The organism is Pseudoxanthomonas sp. SL93 (assembly GCF_026625825.1).
In the GTDB taxonomy this organism is placed as follows: Bacteria; Pseudomonadota; Gammaproteobacteria; order Xanthomonadales; family Xanthomonadaceae; genus Pseudoxanthomonas_A.
On sequence record NZ_CP113065.1, the window covers coordinates 1616628 to 1634339 of the forward strand.

Genomic DNA, 17712 nt, shown 5'->3' on the forward strand with positions numbered 1-17712 from the left:
CCGGTCGTGGGATGCCTCAACGCCAGGGCTTGGACTTGGTGGCGGCCGGTGCGCTGGACGCGGGGTCCATGTCCTGCACGATGGCCTTCAGGTCGACCTGGGCGAACTGGCCGTCGCCTTCCAGGTCCAGCTGCGCATTGCCGCCCTTGGCGAGCGCGTGGTGGTCCAGGAAGACTTCATCGCCGACGGCCGGCGGACGCTTGGCGCTGACCACGCGCGACGGAATGCGCAGCACGCTGAGGCCGGCGCGGCGCCAGGGGCGGTCGGGCATGAAGCGGCTGATGATGGAACTGTCCACGTGCACATCGATGGACGTGCCGGAAATCGCAATGCATTTGCCTATGGCGACATCATAGTTCAACGGTTTCTCCTGACGGGGTGACGCAATGGCCGCGGGCGACGCACGCACCTAGTGGTGCACGTTGCTCAGCGTGAACAGATAGTGCGCATCGTCCAGCAGGCGCCGCATGCGAAGTTCGACTTCGCGCGGATCGCGCAGCGTGGGGGGCGCACTCAGGGGAATAGGTGGTGGTCTGGATGCCATCCAGGAAACGCTTCTGGCGCGCCACGCTGACATCCAGCGACTGGCAGGCGCTTGCCCACAGCGCACGGAGTGCATCCGGGCCAATGCTCTGCTGGTGGCCCACCCGCAGGATCAGCCAATTCACGTGATGCGCCATCGCCCTGCCTTGCCGGTAGTCAAGGGCCAGTATGCGCCCATCCCTGTTAAAAGGGGGCGTGGAAGGCGTCCGCATGCGGAAGGGCACCGCGCAACGAAATGACGCGCCGTTTACGCGCAACACCTTGATGCGCATGGATTCTTTATGCGATGCGCCGCCACCATGGCCGCACTGCACTCCGGTGCGCCTCTGCCGACACCATGTCCATTCTCGTCATCCAGGGTTCCCACGGCGGCGCCAACGCGCGCGTGGGCAACGCTTTCACGCGCCCCTTGCATGCCGCGGCAACCGCGGCCGGCGTTCCGCTGGCGTGGCGCCGCGTCCGCACCGCGCGCAGCCTCACCGGCTGCCTGCAGCGCTTGCAACGCGCACAGGTACAGCGCGCACAGGTACAGGTGGTGCTGCTGGATGCGGGCGATCTGGCCACGGACGATCCCGCCTTTCGCGGCACTGCCCTGCGGCAGGCAATTGAAGCGCTGCCCATGCCGTACATCGAAGTGCAGGACGACGCCGCGCACCTGCTGGAACCCCGCCTGCATCCGCGCCACGCACCGCTGGTGACCGTCGTGCTGCGTCACCAGCTGGAACGCGCCTATGCGCTGGCGCTGTCCATCGCCCTGCGTCGCCTGGCCTCGCCTGCGCCGCTGCACCCCGCGCGCGTGCCCGCATGAACGCGCCACGCACGCCCATGTCCATCCTGATCATCCGCGGGCCGGAACCACACGCCGACGACGCCAACCGTCCCCTTCCCGCCCATCTGGTGCAAGGGCTGGTGCGACGCGCCGCGTGTGCCGGCAAGACGCTGGCCGTGCGCCGCTGCGGCAGCACGCGCGAGATGCTGCATGCCCTGTCGATGGCCAACCAGTGGCACGTGGAAGCCACCCTGCTCGACCCCGGCACGCAGGTGGACAGTCCGCTGCTGCAACGCGCGCTGCAGGGCCTGGACCATCCCTACATCGAAGTCCACGACGACGTCAGCCACCCGCCCGAACCCACCCTGCCCACGCGCGGCGGGCGCTGCCTGGCCGTGGTCAACGGTTACGGCCTGCACGGCTACACGCTGGCGCTGAACATCGCGCTCGACCACCTGGGCGCGGCGGAGTGCGAATGCGATGTGCACGTGGGCACCTGACGCGGCCATGCCGCGCGCGTACTTCGCCGACTACGAAGCGTACGAGGACGGCCATGCGGTGGCGTGGGGCCAGGCCGTGCTGACGTGCGCCGCACACGACGATGCCGACGAAGTCATCGCACGCCTGCGCCAGCAGGCCGCCGACCGGCAGGGCGTGCCGCGCGCCGCCATCCGGCTGCGCAGCGTGTGTCGCCTGTGAGTACCGCGCATGCGGCGCGCGATTCGTGGCAAGACAGCACCCGTTCACGCCATCATGTGATGTCGTCGGCAGTTTCAGCGCGTACGGCGCGTGGCGTTGACGCGCTCTTCTCATCCGCCGCGCAACACTGCAGGCGTGGTCGGAGCCGCCCTGCGGCGTTGTCCGGATCCAGTCCAAAGCCACGGACGACCACAAAGGCACCGTCGTGCGAAGCCTCAGCTTCGTCCAGCTTGGCTGATAGTTGCGTCAACCTCCGCGGATCGCTGGCGCGGTGCCTTCTTCCCCGATGCAAGCAGTCGCCTGCAGTCCGCCAGACGGCAGGATCGGCAAGGTCGCCACCGCGGCCCGGCGGCATCATGCGGATCCGTTCCCGCCCTGCCGGACCTGCCCATGACCTCTCCCACGCTCTATGCCGTCGGCCAGACCTGGCGCTGCGCCGGCCGCACCGCGGACGAAACCCCCACGCTGCTGATCCAGCAGATCGACACCCATCCGCTGGGCGGGCTTGTGTATCACGTGAGCATCGACGGCCTGCGCATCCACCAGCCGGCGTCGCCCGGCGGCCTGCTGGACACGCTGCCGCACGTGCCGGTCACCCGCCACACACTGGACACCAGCGTCACCGCGCTGGAAGGCACGCCGGGGGCGGACGCCCGTTTCCGCGAAGGCCATGCGCAATGGAAGCAGGCCTTCGATGCGCAGCAGGCCGGTGCCTTCGGTGTCAGCTTGGCGGAAATCGCCACCATCATCGAACGCGGCATCGCCGGTACGCCGGCACGCTGATCGCATCCCCTACACGTTGGGCGGCAGCGGCGCGCGCAGCGGCAGCGCCGGGCGCGGGCACAGCGACTTCAACTGGCAGTAGGTGGCCTCGTACGCGGCCACTTCTTCGGCGTGCTGGCACAACGCACGGAAGGGATTGCGCGCCGACAACGTCTGCGCCACCGCACGCAGGCGTTCGCCATCGGGGTGGGTCTGCACCAGCGCGGCGACCCAGACGGTCAACGCTTCCAGGTGGCCGGTGAGCCGTGCATCGGCGGTTTCAAGGCTGTCCAGCGCATGGCGCGCCGGGTATTCGGAATAAAGCAGCATAGGGGCATGACGTCTGGCATGGGAAAGTGCCGTGCGTCGCCCCTGTCCTTCGCGCCGGCTGTGTTTTCCTTCACGCACGACGCGATGCGCAGCGGCCAGCTGCTGCGCATCGCGAGTCAGGCAGGGTTTGGATTGGAAGCCGCTGCGCCTCAGCCGCGCAGGTTCACTTCGGCCACCTTGTCCTGGTAATCCTCCTTGGGGTCCACGCCCAAGAGCATCTTCACGCCGGCCAGCAGGCTCTGCTCGTTCAACCAGATCTCGGCATGCTCGGCATCGAAGCGCAGCAGCGCGAGCTTCGGGTCGTCCTTGCCGCCTTCGTACCAGGCCGCGACGAAGGGGTTCCACAGGCGGTCGATCACCGCGCGGTTGTCGTCGCGCACCAGCGAACCCTGCAGGCTGGCGAACAGGTCATGGCCCATCGAGGTGAAGGTGGCCACCGCGCGCTGCGGCGACGCGGTGCTCTGCGCCAGCAGGTTGTCGGTGGCGGTGAAGATCCACATCGGGCCGCGGCCTTCGTGTTCGGTCAGTGCGGTCATGGGACGGGTGTGGCCGTCTTCCGCGCCTTCCAGGCCGATCATCAGGGTGCGGTCGGACTTGAGGGCCTTCCAGAGCTTCTTTTCCAGTTCTTCGGGGGTATGCATGTGGCCAACTCCGTGGGGAATGCCCCGACCGTAAGCGCGGCGCCGTCACGGGGTTGTAAATCGGGGGCGTATTCGCCGTGACGGCTCAGCGCGCCGTCAGCTTTGTCGCGCGGTCGTCACGCGGCCGTGCGCCAACCAGACTGGCGGGTAAACGCACTGCTGCGCTTTCACCTGCGCTTGCCATCACCGCGCGCACGCTTGCCGCGTATTCCCGTTGCAAGGAGATGGTCATGAAGGTTTCGCGTATCGCGCTTTCGCTCGGCCTGCTGTCGATCATCGGCGTGGCCAGCGCCCAGACCTACGGCCCGGAAGACGAGGGTCGCCGTTTCAACGACGGCAGCAAGGTGGTCTGCAAGAACGTCGAAGTGCAGAAGAACAGCAAGGACCCCAACCGCGTGGCCGGGACCGCCATCGGCGCGGTGGTCGGCGGCCTGCTGGGCAACCAGGTGGGAAGCGGCAGCGGCAAGAAGGTCGCCACCGTGGGCGGTGCCGTGGCCGGCGGTGCGGTCGGCCGCAAGGTGCAGGGCGACAGCCAGGAGAACAAGGGTGACCGTGTGGTGGAGCGCCGTTGCGAACGGGTGTACCCGTAAGCCTGTCTCCCACACGTGCAAGGCGAACGCCTGCGGCCGTAACGCCGCAGGCGTTTTTGTTTGTGTCTCTGCACCACCGCACACCGGGCGCAGCGTGTCACGCGGCCACGCCGTTGCGGCGCGCCGGCAACGGGCGTATAGCGCCCGTTATAACACCGGACCGCACACATGAAGCTCAAGATCACCACCATCGGCAACTCGGCCGGCGTCATCCTGCCCAGGGAACTGCTGGCCCGCCTGCGCCTGGAAAAAGGCGATGAGCTGCACGCGCTGGAAACGCCCGACGGCATCCGCCTGACCGTGTACGACCCGGCGCTGGCCGAGCAGATGGAGGTGGCGGAACAGGTGATGCGCGAGGATCGCCAGGTGCTGCACAAGCTGGCGCAGTGAGGGCACGGCGATGACGCAGACATCCTCCGGGTCCCGCCCCACGCCGCGAGCGCTGGCACGCCAGATCGCCATCGCCGAACGCGTGATGCGCCGGCGGCGCGCGCTACTCGCGCGCTTGGCGCAATGCGTCGCGGCATGATCGTGTGGCTCAGTACGACGCTGGCCATGGCCATCCATGACCGGCAGCTGGCCGAGCACGGGGGCGGCAACGGTCTGCGCGATGCCGGTTTGCTGGAAGCCGCGCTCGCCCGCCCCCGCAGCGGCACGCCTACGGCGATCCGCCGCCCGATCTGGCCGAACTCGCCGCCAGAGCCTGGCCCACGCGCTGGCGCGGAATCACCCGTTCGTGGATGGCAACAAGCGCACGGCGCACGTCTGTTACCGGGTCTTCCTCCGGCTCAATGGCGGTGATGTGGTGGCAAGCGATGAAGAGAAGTACGCGATGATGATCGGCCTGTCCGAAGGCTCGCTCGGCGAAGCCGACTTCGCCGACTGGCTGCGCCCCCGCATCGTGATGACACGCAAGGGCAAGGTGCAGGAGAAGCGGGCGACGTACGCGCGCTGAGGGTCGCCTCAGGCGTCTGTTTCCTCGCCCATCGCCTGCCGCAGCCGTGCCGGCATCGCCGCGTCCGCGGCCACTGCCGTTTCCCGCGGCAGCGTGATGACGAAGATCGTGCGGCCGCCTTCCACGCGGGCCGTCACCTCGCCGCCATGCGCGGTGGCGATCTCGCGCACGATGAACAAGCCCAGGCCCAGGCTGGTGTGCTCGCCCTGGTTGGCCGCCCGCGAGCCGCGGCGCAGCGGATCGAACAGCGCGTTCAGTGCCTCGGTGGACAGCGGATCGCCCGCGTTGCTTACCGCGATGCAGGCGCGTTCTTCATCGGCCTCCACGCTGACGCGGATTTCACCGCCCGCGTCGCCGTACTTTGCCGCATTCGTCACCAGGTTGTGCACGGCTTCGCGCAGGCGGGCGTCGTCGAACTCGCCACACGCGTCGGAGGCCAGGTGCAGCGTGATGGGCGAAGTGCGCAGCGTGGTACGCAGCAGGTCGACTTCCTCGGCAATGGCCGCGCCCAGGTCGCAGGGCGCGCGGTGCAGCGTCATGCCGGCGCCCAGCGCGCTCTTGCTGTAATCCAGCAGGCCGTCGACCAGCCGGCTAAGCTGCAGGCCGCCGCTCAGGATGCGTTCGGCCTGCCGCGCATGCGGCGTGCCCTTGGCGTTGTCCACCAGGAACTCCGCCGTGCCCACCACGGCCGTCAGCGGGCCGCGCAGGTCATGCCCCAGTGCGCCGAGGAAGACATTCCGCCACGACTCCACCGTGCGCGAGAACTCCACCAGCGATTCGGCCACGGCCTGGTCGATGGCTTCGTTGAAGCGGATGATGTCGTCGATGGCCCCGTCGCCCAGCGCCTCGTCCACCGCCCACAGCCGCAGCACCGATGCGCGCAGCGCGCGGTACTCGGCAATCATCTGGTTGACGCCGAAACCGTCGTCGGCGCGGCTGCGGCCATGGCTGGTCGCCGCCGATTCCGAAACGCTGGACGACGGTGCGCGCCCCTGCGCCTTCGCGTGCTGCTGTGCCGGCGTCTGCGGCGTGCGCAGGTCGGCGACGATTTCGCGCAGGATGAGGGGAATGTCGTTGCGCAGACGCTTGTGGTTCAGTTGCGCACCTTCCGGCGCCTGCGTGATGGCGAACTCGACGGCGTCGTCGAGGATCCGTTGCGGATGGGCTTCAATGAAATCGGCAAGTCGCATGGGCACTCCTTGGCGTTCCTTCTGCATGTTCTGCGTGATGTCGTCGTTTATGTTTGTCCCCTTGTTCCGGTGCAATCCGGCGCACTCAGTTGGCGATGCTGCGCGGATCGCGCCGATCATCGATGTGGGCCGGTGTCTCGGCTCGCGCGTCCGGGCCCACCGGCACGTCGTCGGGATCGCCGGGATCGCGCGGCATCGGCGGCCTGCCCGGGTCTTCCGGCCGATACGGATCGCTCGGCACACCCGGCGGGCTGTGCCTGCCGGGTTGGGAAGGCGTGCCGGGCGGCGTGGGCTGGCCGGGCGGTGTCGGCGTACCCGGCTCGGTCGGTCGGGGCGTGCCGTGTGCGGCGATGCGGGTTGCGTGGGTCACGTGGTAACTCCTGAGCGCCAGCACGGCGCGGCTATCGGTCTGCGGTCGACGCCTGCAAGGCGGCGGCCAGGGCGGCGTCACCGGACACCAGATCGGCCCAGCGCACGTCCACCCCGTTGCGGCGACCCTTCTCCACCAGCTTCAGGCCGGTGGGGTCGATGGTCAGCGTGTAAGCCTGTTCGCCCAGCATCACTTCGCGGCGAAGCGGTTTGTCGAGAGGCGTCGTCATGGCATGTCCTTCATCAGCGTGCTCTTCGTAGGCGCGCCCGTCTGCGGCGAATGGCGGCTTGGCTGCCCTTCCCGCGCGCCAGGTTCGGCGTCGGGATCATTGCGTTCGTCGTTGGTGCGCTTGCCGGGCGATTCGCCGGGCACGACGACACCGTCGGGGCGACGCTCCTTTTCGATGGGATTGGGCGACACACCTGTGGCGTCCCGGGTCTTGCGATCCATGGCGGGCTCCTCGCTTGCGTGGGTCCAGCGTGGAGGTCGCAACATGGATGGCGCGTGAGCGTGGCGTGGCGGTTTTCAGCCGGCGGTCACGATGCGGCCGCAATACGACTGCGCGCTGAACGCATTGATTGCATGCACACGCTGACGTAACGAAGCGCGCGCTTGCACGGCGCGGGGCCCGTGTATCGCCAGTGTCGGTTAAGCGGGTGGACGCAGGCGCGTCAGCACGCTTTCCATGTCGTGGCGGCGGAACGGTTTGGCCAGCACGGGCGCGTCGACGAAGCGTTCTGGCAGCCCCTCGTGCCCATAGCCGGTGGTGAACAGGAACGGCACCCCGCGCTCGCGCAGTGCATCGGCCACGGGGAACGACGGCGTACCCGCCAGATTCACGTCCACCACGGCCAGGTCGATCGGTGCTTCGTCGAGCGCGGCCAAGGCCTGCTCGACCGAGCCGGCGCTGCCGGCCACTTCGTAACCCAGCGTGGGCAGCAGGTCTTCCAGCAACATCACCAGCATGGATTCGTCTTCCACGATGAGGACACGCGGTGTGTGGTCGGTCGTTGTCATGCGGCCACTTCCAGGTTGGGCAAGGGGGCGGTGATCCGGCAGGTCACGCCGGCGGTGCCGAAGTCGAGTGCCACTTCGCCGCCCAGGTCATGGCGCAGGCCGCGCTCGATCAGGCGCGAGCCGAAACCGCGGTGCGCGGGGGCGGTGACCGGTGGGCCACCTACTTCCTCCCACGACAGCACCAGGCTGCGACGGCCCTGCACGACCTCGGCACGCCAGCGGATACGCACGCGTCCGGGCCGCGCCGACAGCGCGCCGTACTTGGTGGCATTGCTGCACAGCTCGTGCAGCGCCATCGACAGCGCCAGCGCACGTTGCGGGTCCAGCTGCATGTCCGGGCCTTCGATGTCGAAGCGCTCCGGGTCGTCGACCAGGCACGGGGCGATGGCGGTGCGCACGATGTCCTGCAGCGTGGCGTGTTCCCATTGCTGGCGGGTGAGCACGTCGTGTGCCTGCGCCAGCGCGTGCAGGCGCGCTTCGAAACGGTCGCAGGCCAGGCCCATGTCGTCGGTGCCGCGCAGCGTCTGCAGGGCGAGCGACTGCACGATGGCCAGGGTGTTCTTGACGCGGTGGTTCAGTTCGTTGAGCAGCAGGCGCTGGTGTTCTTCGTGCTGCCGGCGCGCGGTGATGTCGGTGGCGGCGCCGAACCATTCGGTCACGTCGCCGCCGATGGGGCGGATGGGCACGGCGCGCGAGGACACCCACACCCAGCTGCCGTCTTCGCTGCGCAGGCGGTGTTCGGCGCTGAAGGGGGTCTGGGTGGCGCGTGCACGGGCGATGGCATCGCGCACCTGGTCGCGGTCGTCGGGGTGGACCAGCACGTCCAGCCAGTCGGGCGTCAGCGAACCGGGACGCCCGAACAGCAGGTTGCCGCCGACCACGTCGACTTCGCTCCAGTCGTGGTTGGTGCGGTAGACCAGGTCGGAGGTGGCGTCGACCATGGCGGCCAGGCGCTCTTCGCTGCGCCGGCGGGCTTCTTCGTGCAGCTTGCGCTCGGTGACGTCGCGGGTGGTGCCTGCGACGGCTTCCACCTCGCCGCTGGGGCCGATGACGGGCGTCAGCAGGTAGTCGTAGATGCGGCGGCCGTTGGTGCCGTTGAACGGCACGTCGCCGCGCACGGGCTGGCGGGTGGCGATGACCTGGTCGATCTCGCGGTCGTGCATGGCGGCGTGCCACGGTTCGTAGCCCAGCTCCAGGCAGTTCTTGCCGATGGCCTCGTCCCAGGTCTTGCCCCACATGGCCAGCAGGGCCGCGTTGGCGTAGGTGAAGCGATGTTGCAGGTCCCACATGTAGACCAGGTCGGGCGTGGTCTGCAGCAGGGTTTCGTACAGGCGAACGCGCTGCTCCGCGGGGGCGTGCGCGCCGCCTGCCATCAGGGAGCTGTCCATGGGAAGCGTGTCTGGGGTGATGGCGATGCCTCACACTACCGCTCGTCGGCGTGCGCTACCCGTGAAACTTGGCACGGAGGCGGCGGCCCGCACGGCTGCTGTTCAGATAGCGCGCATGAAAAAGGCCCCGCGGTGCGGGGCCTTCTTGTTCTACGGAATCCAGCCGGTCAGCCGTTGCCAGCGCCGCTGCCGCCAGGCGCCGATGCGGTGGAACGCCGCACGAAGCGGGCGGCCAGTTCGCGGCGGGCGTCGTCCACGCCCTTGTCCTTGCCGGCCACGCGGATGACGCCGTAAACCTCCAGCGAGGCGGCCATCAGGTCGCTGCCGAGGGCGAGTTCGGTATCGGACACGCGCTGCATGAGGTGCGCCAACCGTGCGGCGCGCGGGCGCAGGGCTTCCAGGGCGAAGTGGTCCTGGCGGAAGGCGTCGAAGTCGAAGTCGCGCGGCATCAGGCCGGCGTGCTGCTGGGCGACGGCCAAGGCGGTGGCGCAGAAGGCGCGGGACTTGGTGCCCATCTTCACCAGGTCGGAGCGTTCGTCGACGGTGAGGGCGATCAGCAGGTCGAGGTCGGCTTCGAGGGCGGTCAGGGAGCCGTCGATGCGCTCCAGGCGGTCGGCTTCGAACGTCATGGCAATGCGGTTCTGTGTCATGTGGTTGCGTCCTTTCAGGTTGTACCGGCCGGGTCCGGCCGGCATGGGCAGCCTAATGCCGCCCGCCCGCATTGCGACGCGCAACCCCGCTAATGGAGTAGTTCTCACACTCCACAGGGCGATTGGGCAAAAAAGAGTGGCGCGACACCGAAAAAGGTCCAGCGTTGGACCAAAAAGGGGCAACGTTGGACCTTAGTGTGAGAAGAGAGATCGAAAAAGGTGGAACGTTGGGCCTGAATGAGAGAAGAGAGGACCAAATAGATCCAACGTTGGACCTTAGTGAGAGAAGAGAGACCCGAAAAGGTGGAACGTTGGACCTTAGTGTGAGGAGAGAGGACCTAAAAGGTCCAACGTTGGACCTTAGTGTGAGAAGAGACGCGGGAAAGAGAACAACACAGAGCGTCGGAGTGAAAAAGACGCCCTCCAGCGTAGCAGTCGGCTACCGCCCCATATCTGCCCCCTACTCTTCCAGTTCGACGCCCCCCACCGGCAGCAACGACAGCCCCAACTCCTTGAGGAACGCATTGTGCTTGGCCGTCGCCGCTCGAAGTTCCTTCTCGATCGCCACCAGATCGTGATGCGTCTTCACCAAATCAATCTCGCTCTCCGCCTCTGCCGTGCTGACATAGCGCGAGATATTGAGATTGAAGTCGTTGTCGGCGATCTCCTTCATCGAGACGCGGCGCGAGTAACGCTCGTGCTCGGCGCGGTCGCGGTACGTCTCGACGATGCACTGGATGTGATCGTCACCCAGCTGGTTCTGCCGCTTGCCCTTGGTGAAATGATCGGCGGCGTTGATGAACAGCACGTCGTCCGGCTTCTTGCACTTCTTCAGCACCAGGATGCAGACCGGGATGCCGGTGGAATAGAACAGATTGGGCGGCAGGCCGATCACGGTGTCGATGTGGCCGTCGGTGAGCAGCTTGGTACGGATGTCCGCTTCCTTGCCCCCACGAAACAGCACGCCGTGCGGCAGGATGATGGCCATCACGCCGTCGTCCTTCAGGTAGTGCAGGCCGTGCAGCAGGAAGGCGAAGTCGGCGGCGCTCTTGGGGGCGACACCGTGGTTCTTGAAGCGCATGTCCTCGGCCATGGCCTCGCCCGGCTCCCAGCGGTAGCTGAAAGGCGGGTTGGCGACGATGGCATCGAACTGCGGCTTCTTCGCCGGATTCGTCTCGCGCAGGAAGTCCCAGTCGTTGGTCAGGGTGTCGCCGTGATAGATCTCGAACTCGGTGTCCTTCACCCCGTGCAGCAGCATGTTCATGCGCGCCAGGTTGTAGGTGGTGATGTTCTTCTCCATGCCGTAGATCCGGCCGATGCTGCCGCCGGCGTCCTTCATGCGGTGGCGCACGTTGAGCAGCAGCGAGCCAGAGCCGCAGGCGAAATCGAAGACGCTGTCCAGCTTGCTGCGCAGACCGGCTTTCGGCTCTTGGCTGTCTAGGGTGACTATGGCGGAGAGGATGTTGGAAATCTGCTGCGGGGTATAGAACTCACCCGCCTTCTTACCCGATCCGGCAGCGAACTGGCCTATCAGGTATTCGTAAGCATCACCAAGCGCATCGACATCAGTCGAGAACTCTGCAATACCCTCGGCGATCTTACTGATGATGGCGCATAACTTGGTGTTGCGATCGGCGTATTTGCGCCCCAGCTTGTCCGAAGCCAGGTTGATCTCAGAGAACAAGCCTTGGAACTGGCTCTGGAACGACTCCTCCTCGATGTACTTGAAGCCCCGCTGCAAGGTGTTCAGCAGCTCGTCGTTTTGGGTCTTGGCTAAGTGGACGACATGGCCCCAAAGGTATTCTGGCTTAATGACGTAATGCGCTTTGCGTCGCATCTGCTGCTCGAACGCCGGCACGTCCGCCGCATTGTCCGCATACCATACAGACAGTGGCGTCCTCCCACCGTTACCGATGGCGACCGGATCCGGATAGTCGGCGCCCAGCTCCTTCTTCGCGGCTTCCTCATAGTTCCACGAAAGATAGCGAAGGAACAGGAAGGACAGCATGTAATCGCGAAAGTCGTCGGCGTTCATCGCGCCACGCAGCTGATCGGCGATCGCCCAAAGGGTCTTGCCGAGTTGTTTCTGATCTTTGTCGTTCATGTCTTCAAAGAATCTTTCGTCGTATTGTCAAGGGGCATCCTGCGACACCGGCGGATTTCAAATGCCCGCCGCATTTCGGAATCAATCCCGACTCTTTCGTTAGCGCAATAGCACAGGTTGTTCATGCCTCGCCGGCCATAGCAGGCGCTGGCGCAAACAACTCAGGATTAAACGGATGGCCGGCAAGAAATTGTCGAAGAATGGCGCGGAAGTGCGCCTTGTTCTCCGCCATCATTTCTCGCGGCTCGTAGACCGAGTAGTCGCCATGACTCATGAGATCAATCATTCGCGTATATAACGTTCGACCAGGGTCGTCGCCGACCACCTTGACACAGGTCTTCCAGTCATCGAGCCCTAAGAAGTTGGCGGTTTGCTCCATAACACGTCGCAGCATGTTGAAGTGGTGCGTATACAACGCGCCCGATTCCTGCGCTTCATACAGCTCTACGAGGGTCGCGAGGTGGTGAAGAAACGGCCTTGACGTCGTATCCAGAAGCTCGAAGCTGTCGCTCACCGCGCCATTCCGCAGAAAATGTCGGCTAGCCTTATTCCTCAGCTCATTACACAGCACGTTAAAGAAAAGTACGTGATGCGTAGAAACGACGATGCGCGGACCATTCTCAACGCTCGTCACTAGCTGCGCCAAGTGATTTGCCACGGAAATGGCATTCTGTTCATCGAGCGATGAAATTGGGTCATCGATATAGACGTACTTCACCCAACGATAGGCCTCAATCTCAGGATCCATGGCCAGTTCGACGATAGCCAGGAAGAAGCACCAGATGAAAATATTCTCTTCGCCGCGAGATACCTTGATGGGTATCGGATCACCGTTCTCTTCGCGCTCACGGAAGAACGTCACCGCAGGCGGCAGCGACTGTCCTGGCTCGCCAGAAGAATCCTGTGGCTCGCGCCGCTCGTAGTCGATGTAGAAATTAAAGTTGGCGTAACGCTGAAGTAGCCTTCCAATCTTGACCTCCATTTCCAGAGCTCGCAGCCCCGAGAAAAATCTAGATTCCGAGTTTAGCTCCAGCACGCGCTTCCGCTCGTAGGCGAGATCGTTATCCCACGAAAACAGATCTTCAGTGTAAGCATTGAAATACAGCGTATCCCTCTGCGTTGTTTCGCCATACTCATTGAGGACCCGACCAAGATCTCGGAAAGCACCTGAAAGGCGAGTCTTACCCACACCGTTGTAAGCGTAGAGCAGAACGAAACGCTTTATCTCCAGCTCGTTGCGGAGGTGTTGCGCGAGTGATGGAAGATCAGGAAAGGACATGACTCAACGCCCTTTCATCGCCGGAAAAAGTTGCTGCAAGAGCCCATTCTTGTGGATCCTGAGGACGGCGAGCCGACTCAATTCGGCGGCAATCTGAGCATCTAGGGAGGAGAGGCAGTCCGCAATGCGCTTTTGTTCTTCAGGGCCTGGCACTCGCAGGGGCACTCGCGAAAAATCCTCAAAGTACAGACGAAGTCGGTCTTCTGTAAGACCACGAGAGTACGCAGTCAGCAGCTCTAACGTCTGTCGGAGCTTGAACAAGTAAAAAAAGAACTTGGAGAAAACCCCCGTCCGAGGCGTAAGTACGACGTACGCAGGGCTCACCATACAATCTTCGAGCGCAACGCCTTGAGCGCCTTGCCACATCCGCATCGTGTTATAGACGATATCCCCCGCATGCACTTTCTTATTTCCACTCGGATCCTCAATATCATAGAAGTCGCGATCGAAAGACGCGCGAGGAATCATTCCGTCATTCATGGTTACTGAATAAATCGGCAGCCCCGGCTCGCCCTTCTCCTTACGATTCAAGAAAAACTTCGCGGCGGGCTCAACCAGCCACTCACCAACATTTCGAAATTCGGGGAAACGGAGCCGGGGGCGCGCTTCGTCTTCGCGGGGGAAAAGCTGCTGCATCAGCCCATTCTTGTGCGCCTTCAGCGCTTCAATCTTGCGCCCCTGCGTGACAATCACCTCGTCAAGCGACGCTAGGCAGTCGGCGATCTTCTGCTGTTCGTCTCGCAAAGGCGATGGAATTCTGACGTCAAAAAATTGCTCTCTGCTGACATTGAGCAATCCATTACTTCTAGCGCCGCTAGTGATGTGATTCTTCAGTTGAACGCCGTGGATGTTCCTCTCAAATGCAAACTGAAAGAACTCTCCTACTTGATCTTTTCCAAGTCGGAAAGCAATGAACACATTCGGGGCGGCAACTTCGCCTAATCCGCGAAGCTGATAAACACACCCTTGAGGAAACTTGAGAGAGTTCCCCTTGTTGTAGACAAAGTCGCCATCGCGAACCAGCGTGTAGACTTTGTATTGATTTCCGGAAATGTCCCGTCCAAATTTTTCAGCCTGAGGGATAAATCCAACTCCAGCGGAAATACTTACAGGGGTGAGATTCCTTTCCCCCACTCGCTCGGTCACAGGTGTGGATACGTCCCCAAGCGCCTCACTTTTCCAGCCCGACCTTGTCTTGAACTCCGGAAATCGCAACTTTGGCTTTACCATTGCTTTGCGCTGCTTCGCCATCACCGCTCCTCCTCCCACGCCTTCAGCCCGGCGATCTCCCGCCCGCCCGCCCGCTTGCGCAGCAACGGAATCAGCTCACCCATCAGCGTCTCCTCCTTCTGTGCCCGCGCCTTCCAGCCCAGCTCCAGCGGCGCCAGTAGTTCAGTCAACGCCTCGCCATCGAGAATGCGGCGTGCCAGCACGGCTTCCACGAAGGCCTGCATGCGGGCAACCGGGAGGCCGTAAGTGTCCGCCACGACAGCCAGCGCCCGGGCGGCCTTGTCCTGTTTGAAGGCCTCGTATCCGGCGCGAATGGCAGCCTCATCCAGGCCGGCACCGGCCTTGAGGCCGCGCACGTACTCACTGATTTCCTCGCGCTCGTCGATGAACTTGGCGTCGCCGGCGATCAGGCCGATCAACTGCTCGCGACTCATGCTGGCCTTCCCGGCCGGCTGCAACGAAATGTCCGCCGCAAGCTTCATGATGTAGTCGTAGTCGATCGTGGCAGAAGCAAACAGCACGAACTCAAAATCGAGCTGGTCGACCACTTCGTCCTTCCTGCCGCTCGGCGTCGCCTGCTGCGCACGCAGGCGCTGCGCCGTTTCCAGATATGCACCCCGGAACGCATTCAACTCGTCGCGCGGCAACACCTGCTCGATCTCCTGTGCCTGCTCAAGCGTGAGATCGGTGTACTGACCCAGCTGCACGGCCAGCTTCTGAACCTGCTTGAAGCGCTCGACGAAGCCGGCGCGGGCGGCGTCGCCCTTGAGGTTCGCGATATCGTCCGGCGTGCCGCTTACACCCTGCGAGGCCATGAAGCGATCCAACTGGTCGCGCGCCTCCTTCAGCTTCTCGATCACTACCGGCGCGGTGTCCACCAGCCAGATGGTGCGGGCCTTCTCCACGGTGACCCCAGAGAACAGCGCGATAGCCGCATCCACGCTGTCCTTCTGTCCCCTGAAATCGAGGATATTGCCGTAAGGCTTGGTGTCGTTGAGTACGCGGTTGGTGCGGCTGAACGCCTGGATCAGGCCATGGTGCTTCAGGTTCTTGTCCACGTACAGCGTATTGAGATACTTGCTGTCGAAGCCGGTGAGCAGCATGTCCACCACGATCACAATGTCCAGCTTCTCCCTGCCCTTCTTCGGCAGATCCGCATTGGGGAACTGCTGGCCCTTGATGCGCTGCTGCACGTCTTGGTAGTAACCGTCAAACTCTTCGATCCGGTGGTTGCTGCCGAACGCCGCGTTGTAGTCGGCAATGATCGCCGACAGCGCCGCCTTCTTTTCTTCAGGATTCTTCTTGTTGTCGGCCTGCTCCTGCGGCAGGTCTTCCTGCAACTGTCGAACATCGGCACTCACGTCGCTGGGCGGCGAGAACACCGCAGCGATGTTGAGTGACTGCCAGCCCGGCTCGGCCTGCTGCTTATGGGCTTGTGCAGTCTTGAACAACTCGTAGTACTCGATGGCATCGTTGATAGACGACGTCGCCAAGATGGCGTTGAAGCGGCGCCCTCCGGTGGCGGCATCGTGCTTGGCCAGGATGGCATCGACCACGGCGCGCTTGGCCAGCGTCTCGCCGGGCTTGGGCGCCTGCTTCCCGTCGGGCTTGTAGTACTCGACGTGGAAGCGCAGGACGTTCCGATCCTCGATGGCGTGGGTGATGGTGTATTCGTGCAGGGACTGCTGGAACAGGTCTTCGGTGGTCTTGAGCGTCTGCTCGTCGCCCTCGATGCGCTTGTACCTGGAGTTCGGCTCGAAAATCGGCGTCCCGGTGAACCCGAACAACTGGGCCTTGGGGAAGAAGTCCCTGATGGCCTGGTGGTTGTCGCCGAACTGCGAGCGGTGGCATTCGTCGAAAATGAAGACCATGCGCTTGTCGCACAGCGCTTCCAACTGCTCGGCATGCGTGGCCAGGCCGCGCTTCTCGCGGCTCTGGTTACGCGTGCTGCCGCCATCCAGCGCCAGGCCCAGCTTCTGGATGGTGCAGACGATCACCTTGTCGGCGGCAGCGTCGGAGAGCATGCGCCGCACTAGCGTGCCGGTGTTGGTGTTCTCCTCTACGCACCCTTCCTGAAACCGGTTGAACTCCTCGCGGGTCTGGCGATCCAGATCCTTGCGATCGACCACGAACAGGCACTTCTCGATGGCCGGATTGGCCTTTAGCAAGGTCGACGCCTTGAAGCTGGTCAGTGTCTTGCCGCTGCCGGTGGTGTGCCAGACATAGCCATTGCCCAGGTTCTTGTCGATGCACTCGACGATGTTCTTGACCGCGTAGATCTGGTACGGCCGCATCATCAACAGCTTCTGCTCGCTGGCCACCAGCACCATGTACTTGCTGATCATCTGGCCCAGCGTGCACTTGGGCAGGAAAGCGTCGGCGAAGGCATCCAGGCCACTGATCTTGCTGTTGTCCGGCGCGGCGTACTGGTAGATGGGGAGGAAGCGCTCATCCGCATTGAAGGCGAAATGGCGCGCGTTGTTGTTGGCGAAGTAATACGTCGCGTCGCGGTTGCTGACGATGAATAGCTGGATGAAGCACAACAGCGTACGGGTGTAGCCATTGCCAGGGTCGTTCTTGTATTCGACGATCTGCTGGATGGCGCGGCGCGGATTGATGCCCAGCGTCTTAAGCTCGATCTGCACCGCGGGGACACCATTGATCAACAGCAGCACATCGTACTGGTGGTAGCTGTAGTCCGTGTTGATCCGAAACTGGTTGGCGACCTCGAATGTGTTCTTACACCAGTCATTGATGTTGACCAGCGTGTAGTTCAGCGGCGTACCGTCATCACGCGTGAATGCGTTGCGGTTTCTGAGCGTATGCGCAGCGGTGAAGACGTCCGCGGTGACGATCTCGCCCAGCAGACGCGAGAACTCACCATCCGTGAGCTTGACCTTGTTCAACGCCTCGAAATGCTGGCGGAAATTCCGCTCAAGCGCGGCGCGGTCGCGCAGATCCGGACGGATCTCGTACTTGAGATCGCCCAGCTTGGCAATGAGCTCCTGCTCGATGTTGCTTTCCCTAACCTGCACGAGAGCCCCCAGATCCTTCGCCGTAAATAGAACGCGACGCACCGCGGCGCGACGGGGGTAAGTCTAGCGGGTGGCTGGGCGGGAAACGACCTGAAAATGGGGCTGGCCCGCAGCACAGCCAGAAATGGTAGAGAACGCTTCCTCGGCCGCCTGCGTCAAC

The 17712-nt window shown here is 63.8% G+C and carries 22 protein-coding genes and 2 pseudogenes; 7 read left to right on the forward strand and 17 right to left on the reverse strand.

Annotation, left to right across the window (positions count from 1 at the left end; genetic code table 11):
* Positions 1–16: 16 nt before the first annotated feature.
* Positions 17–361, reverse strand: a complete 345-nt coding sequence (locus OVA13_RS07575) for a hypothetical protein (protein ID WP_267793166.1) — start codon at positions 359–361, stop codon at positions 17–19.
* 48 nt (positions 362–409) lie between these two features.
* Positions 410–544, reverse strand: a complete 135-nt coding sequence (locus OVA13_RS07580) for a hypothetical protein (RefSeq protein ID WP_267793167.1) — start codon at positions 542–544, stop codon at positions 410–412.
* Positions 545–880: 336 nt separating this feature from the next.
* Between OVA13_RS07580 and OVA13_RS07585 the strand changes: the two genes are divergently transcribed.
* The 4 genes from OVA13_RS07585 (at position 881) to OVA13_RS07600 (ending at position 2794) form a co-directional block, all read left to right on the forward strand.
* Positions 881–1351 (forward strand): hypothetical protein, encoded by a 471-nt coding sequence (locus tag OVA13_RS07585; protein ID WP_267793168.1) that lies wholly within the window; start codon positions 881–883, stop codon positions 1349–1351.
* A gap of 17 nt (positions 1352–1368) precedes the next feature.
* Entirely contained in the window at positions 1369–1812 is a 444-nt protein-coding gene (locus OVA13_RS07590; protein ID WP_267793169.1) for a 3-dehydroquinate dehydratase, read from the forward strand.
* Between the two features lie 7 nt (positions 1813–1819).
* On the forward strand, positions 1820–2011 hold the full coding sequence (locus OVA13_RS07595; protein WP_267793170.1) for a hypothetical protein: 192 nt from the start codon (positions 1820–1822) through the stop codon (positions 2009–2011).
* A gap of 390 nt (positions 2012–2401) precedes the next feature.
* Positions 2402–2794 (forward strand): hypothetical protein, encoded by a 393-nt coding sequence (locus OVA13_RS07600; RefSeq protein ID WP_267793171.1) that lies wholly within the window; start codon positions 2402–2404, stop codon positions 2792–2794.
* A 9-nt stretch (positions 2795–2803) separates the two neighbouring features.
* On the opposite strand, the gene OVA13_RS07605 is transcribed toward OVA13_RS07600, so the two are convergent.
* From OVA13_RS07605 to OVA13_RS07615, 3 genes are all read right to left on the reverse strand, one after another.
* Entirely contained in the window at positions 2804–3103 is a 300-nt protein-coding gene (locus tag OVA13_RS07605; protein ID WP_267793172.1) for a hypothetical protein, read from the reverse strand.
* A 149-nt stretch (positions 3104–3252) separates the two neighbouring features.
* Positions 3253–3744 carry a pyridoxamine 5'-phosphate oxidase family protein gene (locus OVA13_RS07610; protein ID WP_267793173.1) on the reverse strand — a complete coding sequence of 164 codons (492 nt, stop codon included), beginning with the start codon at positions 3742–3744 and terminating at the stop codon, positions 3253–3255.
* An 85-nt stretch (positions 3745–3829) separates the two neighbouring features.
* Entirely contained in the window at positions 3830–3976 is a 147-nt protein-coding gene (locus tag OVA13_RS07615) for a hypothetical protein (protein WP_267793174.1), read from the reverse strand.
* On the opposite strand from OVA13_RS07615, the gene OVA13_RS07620 reads away from it, so the two are divergent.
* The 3 genes and pseudogenes from OVA13_RS07620 to OVA13_RS07630 all read left to right on the forward strand — a co-directional run bounded on the left by OVA13_RS07620 (position 3969) and on the right by OVA13_RS07630 (position 5289).
* A complete protein-coding gene (locus OVA13_RS07620) occupies positions 3969–4334 on the forward strand; it encodes a glycine zipper 2TM domain-containing protein (RefSeq protein WP_267793175.1) in 366 nt (121 codons plus the stop codon). The two genes, OVA13_RS07615 and OVA13_RS07620, sit on opposite strands and share 8 nt — an antisense overlap.
* A gap of 168 nt (positions 4335–4502) precedes the next feature.
* On the forward strand, positions 4503–4724 hold the full coding sequence (locus OVA13_RS07625; RefSeq protein ID WP_267793176.1) for an AbrB/MazE/SpoVT family DNA-binding domain-containing protein: 222 nt from the start codon (positions 4503–4505) through the stop codon (positions 4722–4724).
* Positions 4725–4859: 135 nt separating this feature from the next.
* Positions 4860–5289, forward strand: a pseudogene (locus OVA13_RS07630) (type II toxin-antitoxin system death-on-curing family toxin).
* Positions 5290–5297: 8 nt separating this feature from the next.
* On the opposite strand, the gene OVA13_RS07635 reads toward OVA13_RS07630, so the two are convergent.
* The 12 genes and pseudogenes from OVA13_RS07635 to OVA13_RS07690 form a co-directional block, all read right to left on the reverse strand.
* Positions 5298–6479: a sensor histidine kinase gene (locus OVA13_RS07635; protein ID WP_267793178.1), complete on the reverse strand. Its 1182-nt coding sequence runs from the start codon at positions 6477–6479 to the stop codon at positions 5298–5300.
* Between the two features lie 85 nt (positions 6480–6564).
* Complete coding sequence (locus OVA13_RS07640; protein ID WP_267793179.1) at positions 6565–6849, reverse strand: hypothetical protein; 285 nt, start codon at positions 6847–6849, stop codon at positions 6565–6567.
* Between the two features lie 31 nt (positions 6850–6880).
* Positions 6881–7078 (reverse strand): hypothetical protein, encoded by a 198-nt coding sequence (locus OVA13_RS07645; RefSeq protein WP_267793180.1) that lies wholly within the window; start codon positions 7076–7078, stop codon positions 6881–6883.
* On the reverse strand, positions 7075–7299 hold the full coding sequence (locus tag OVA13_RS07650; RefSeq protein WP_267793181.1) for a hypothetical protein: 225 nt from the start codon (positions 7297–7299) through the stop codon (positions 7075–7077). The genes OVA13_RS07645 and OVA13_RS07650 overlap by 4 nt, the downstream gene beginning before the upstream one ends.
* Before the next feature lie 198 nt (positions 7300–7497).
* The gene (locus tag OVA13_RS07655; RefSeq protein WP_267793182.1) at positions 7498–7866 is read right to left on the reverse strand and encodes a response regulator; all 369 of its coding nucleotides are present in this window, start codon (positions 7864–7866) and stop codon (positions 7498–7500) included.
* Complete coding sequence (locus OVA13_RS07660; protein ID WP_267793480.1) at positions 7863–8807, reverse strand: sensor histidine kinase; 945 nt, start codon at positions 8805–8807, stop codon at positions 7863–7865. Before OVA13_RS07660 ends, OVA13_RS07655 begins: the two co-directional genes overlap by 4 nt.
* Before the next feature lie 33 nt (positions 8808–8840).
* A pseudogene (locus tag OVA13_RS07665) lies at positions 8841–9239 on the reverse strand (PAS domain-containing protein); the annotation flags it as partial.
* Between the two features lie 182 nt (positions 9240–9421).
* A complete protein-coding gene (locus tag OVA13_RS07670) occupies positions 9422–9904 on the reverse strand; it encodes a hypothetical protein (RefSeq protein WP_267793183.1) in 483 nt (160 codons plus the stop codon).
* A gap of 460 nt (positions 9905–10364) precedes the next feature.
* A complete protein-coding gene (locus OVA13_RS07675; RefSeq protein WP_267793184.1) occupies positions 10365–12008 on the reverse strand; it encodes a type I restriction-modification system subunit M in 1644 nt (547 codons plus the stop codon).
* Positions 12009–12129: 121 nt separating this feature from the next.
* A complete protein-coding gene (locus OVA13_RS07680) occupies positions 12130–13287 on the reverse strand; it encodes an AAA family ATPase (RefSeq protein ID WP_267793185.1) in 1158 nt (385 codons plus the stop codon).
* Positions 13288–13290: 3 nt separating this feature from the next.
* Positions 13291–14538: a restriction endonuclease subunit S gene (locus OVA13_RS07685; RefSeq protein ID WP_267793186.1), complete on the reverse strand. Its 1248-nt coding sequence runs from the start codon at positions 14536–14538 to the stop codon at positions 13291–13293.
* Complete coding sequence (locus tag OVA13_RS07690) at positions 14538–17552, reverse strand: type I restriction endonuclease subunit R (protein ID WP_267793187.1); 3015 nt, start codon at positions 17550–17552, stop codon at positions 14538–14540. The genes OVA13_RS07685 and OVA13_RS07690 overlap by 1 nt, the downstream gene beginning before the upstream one ends.
* Between the last annotated feature and the right edge of the window lie 160 nt (positions 17553–17712).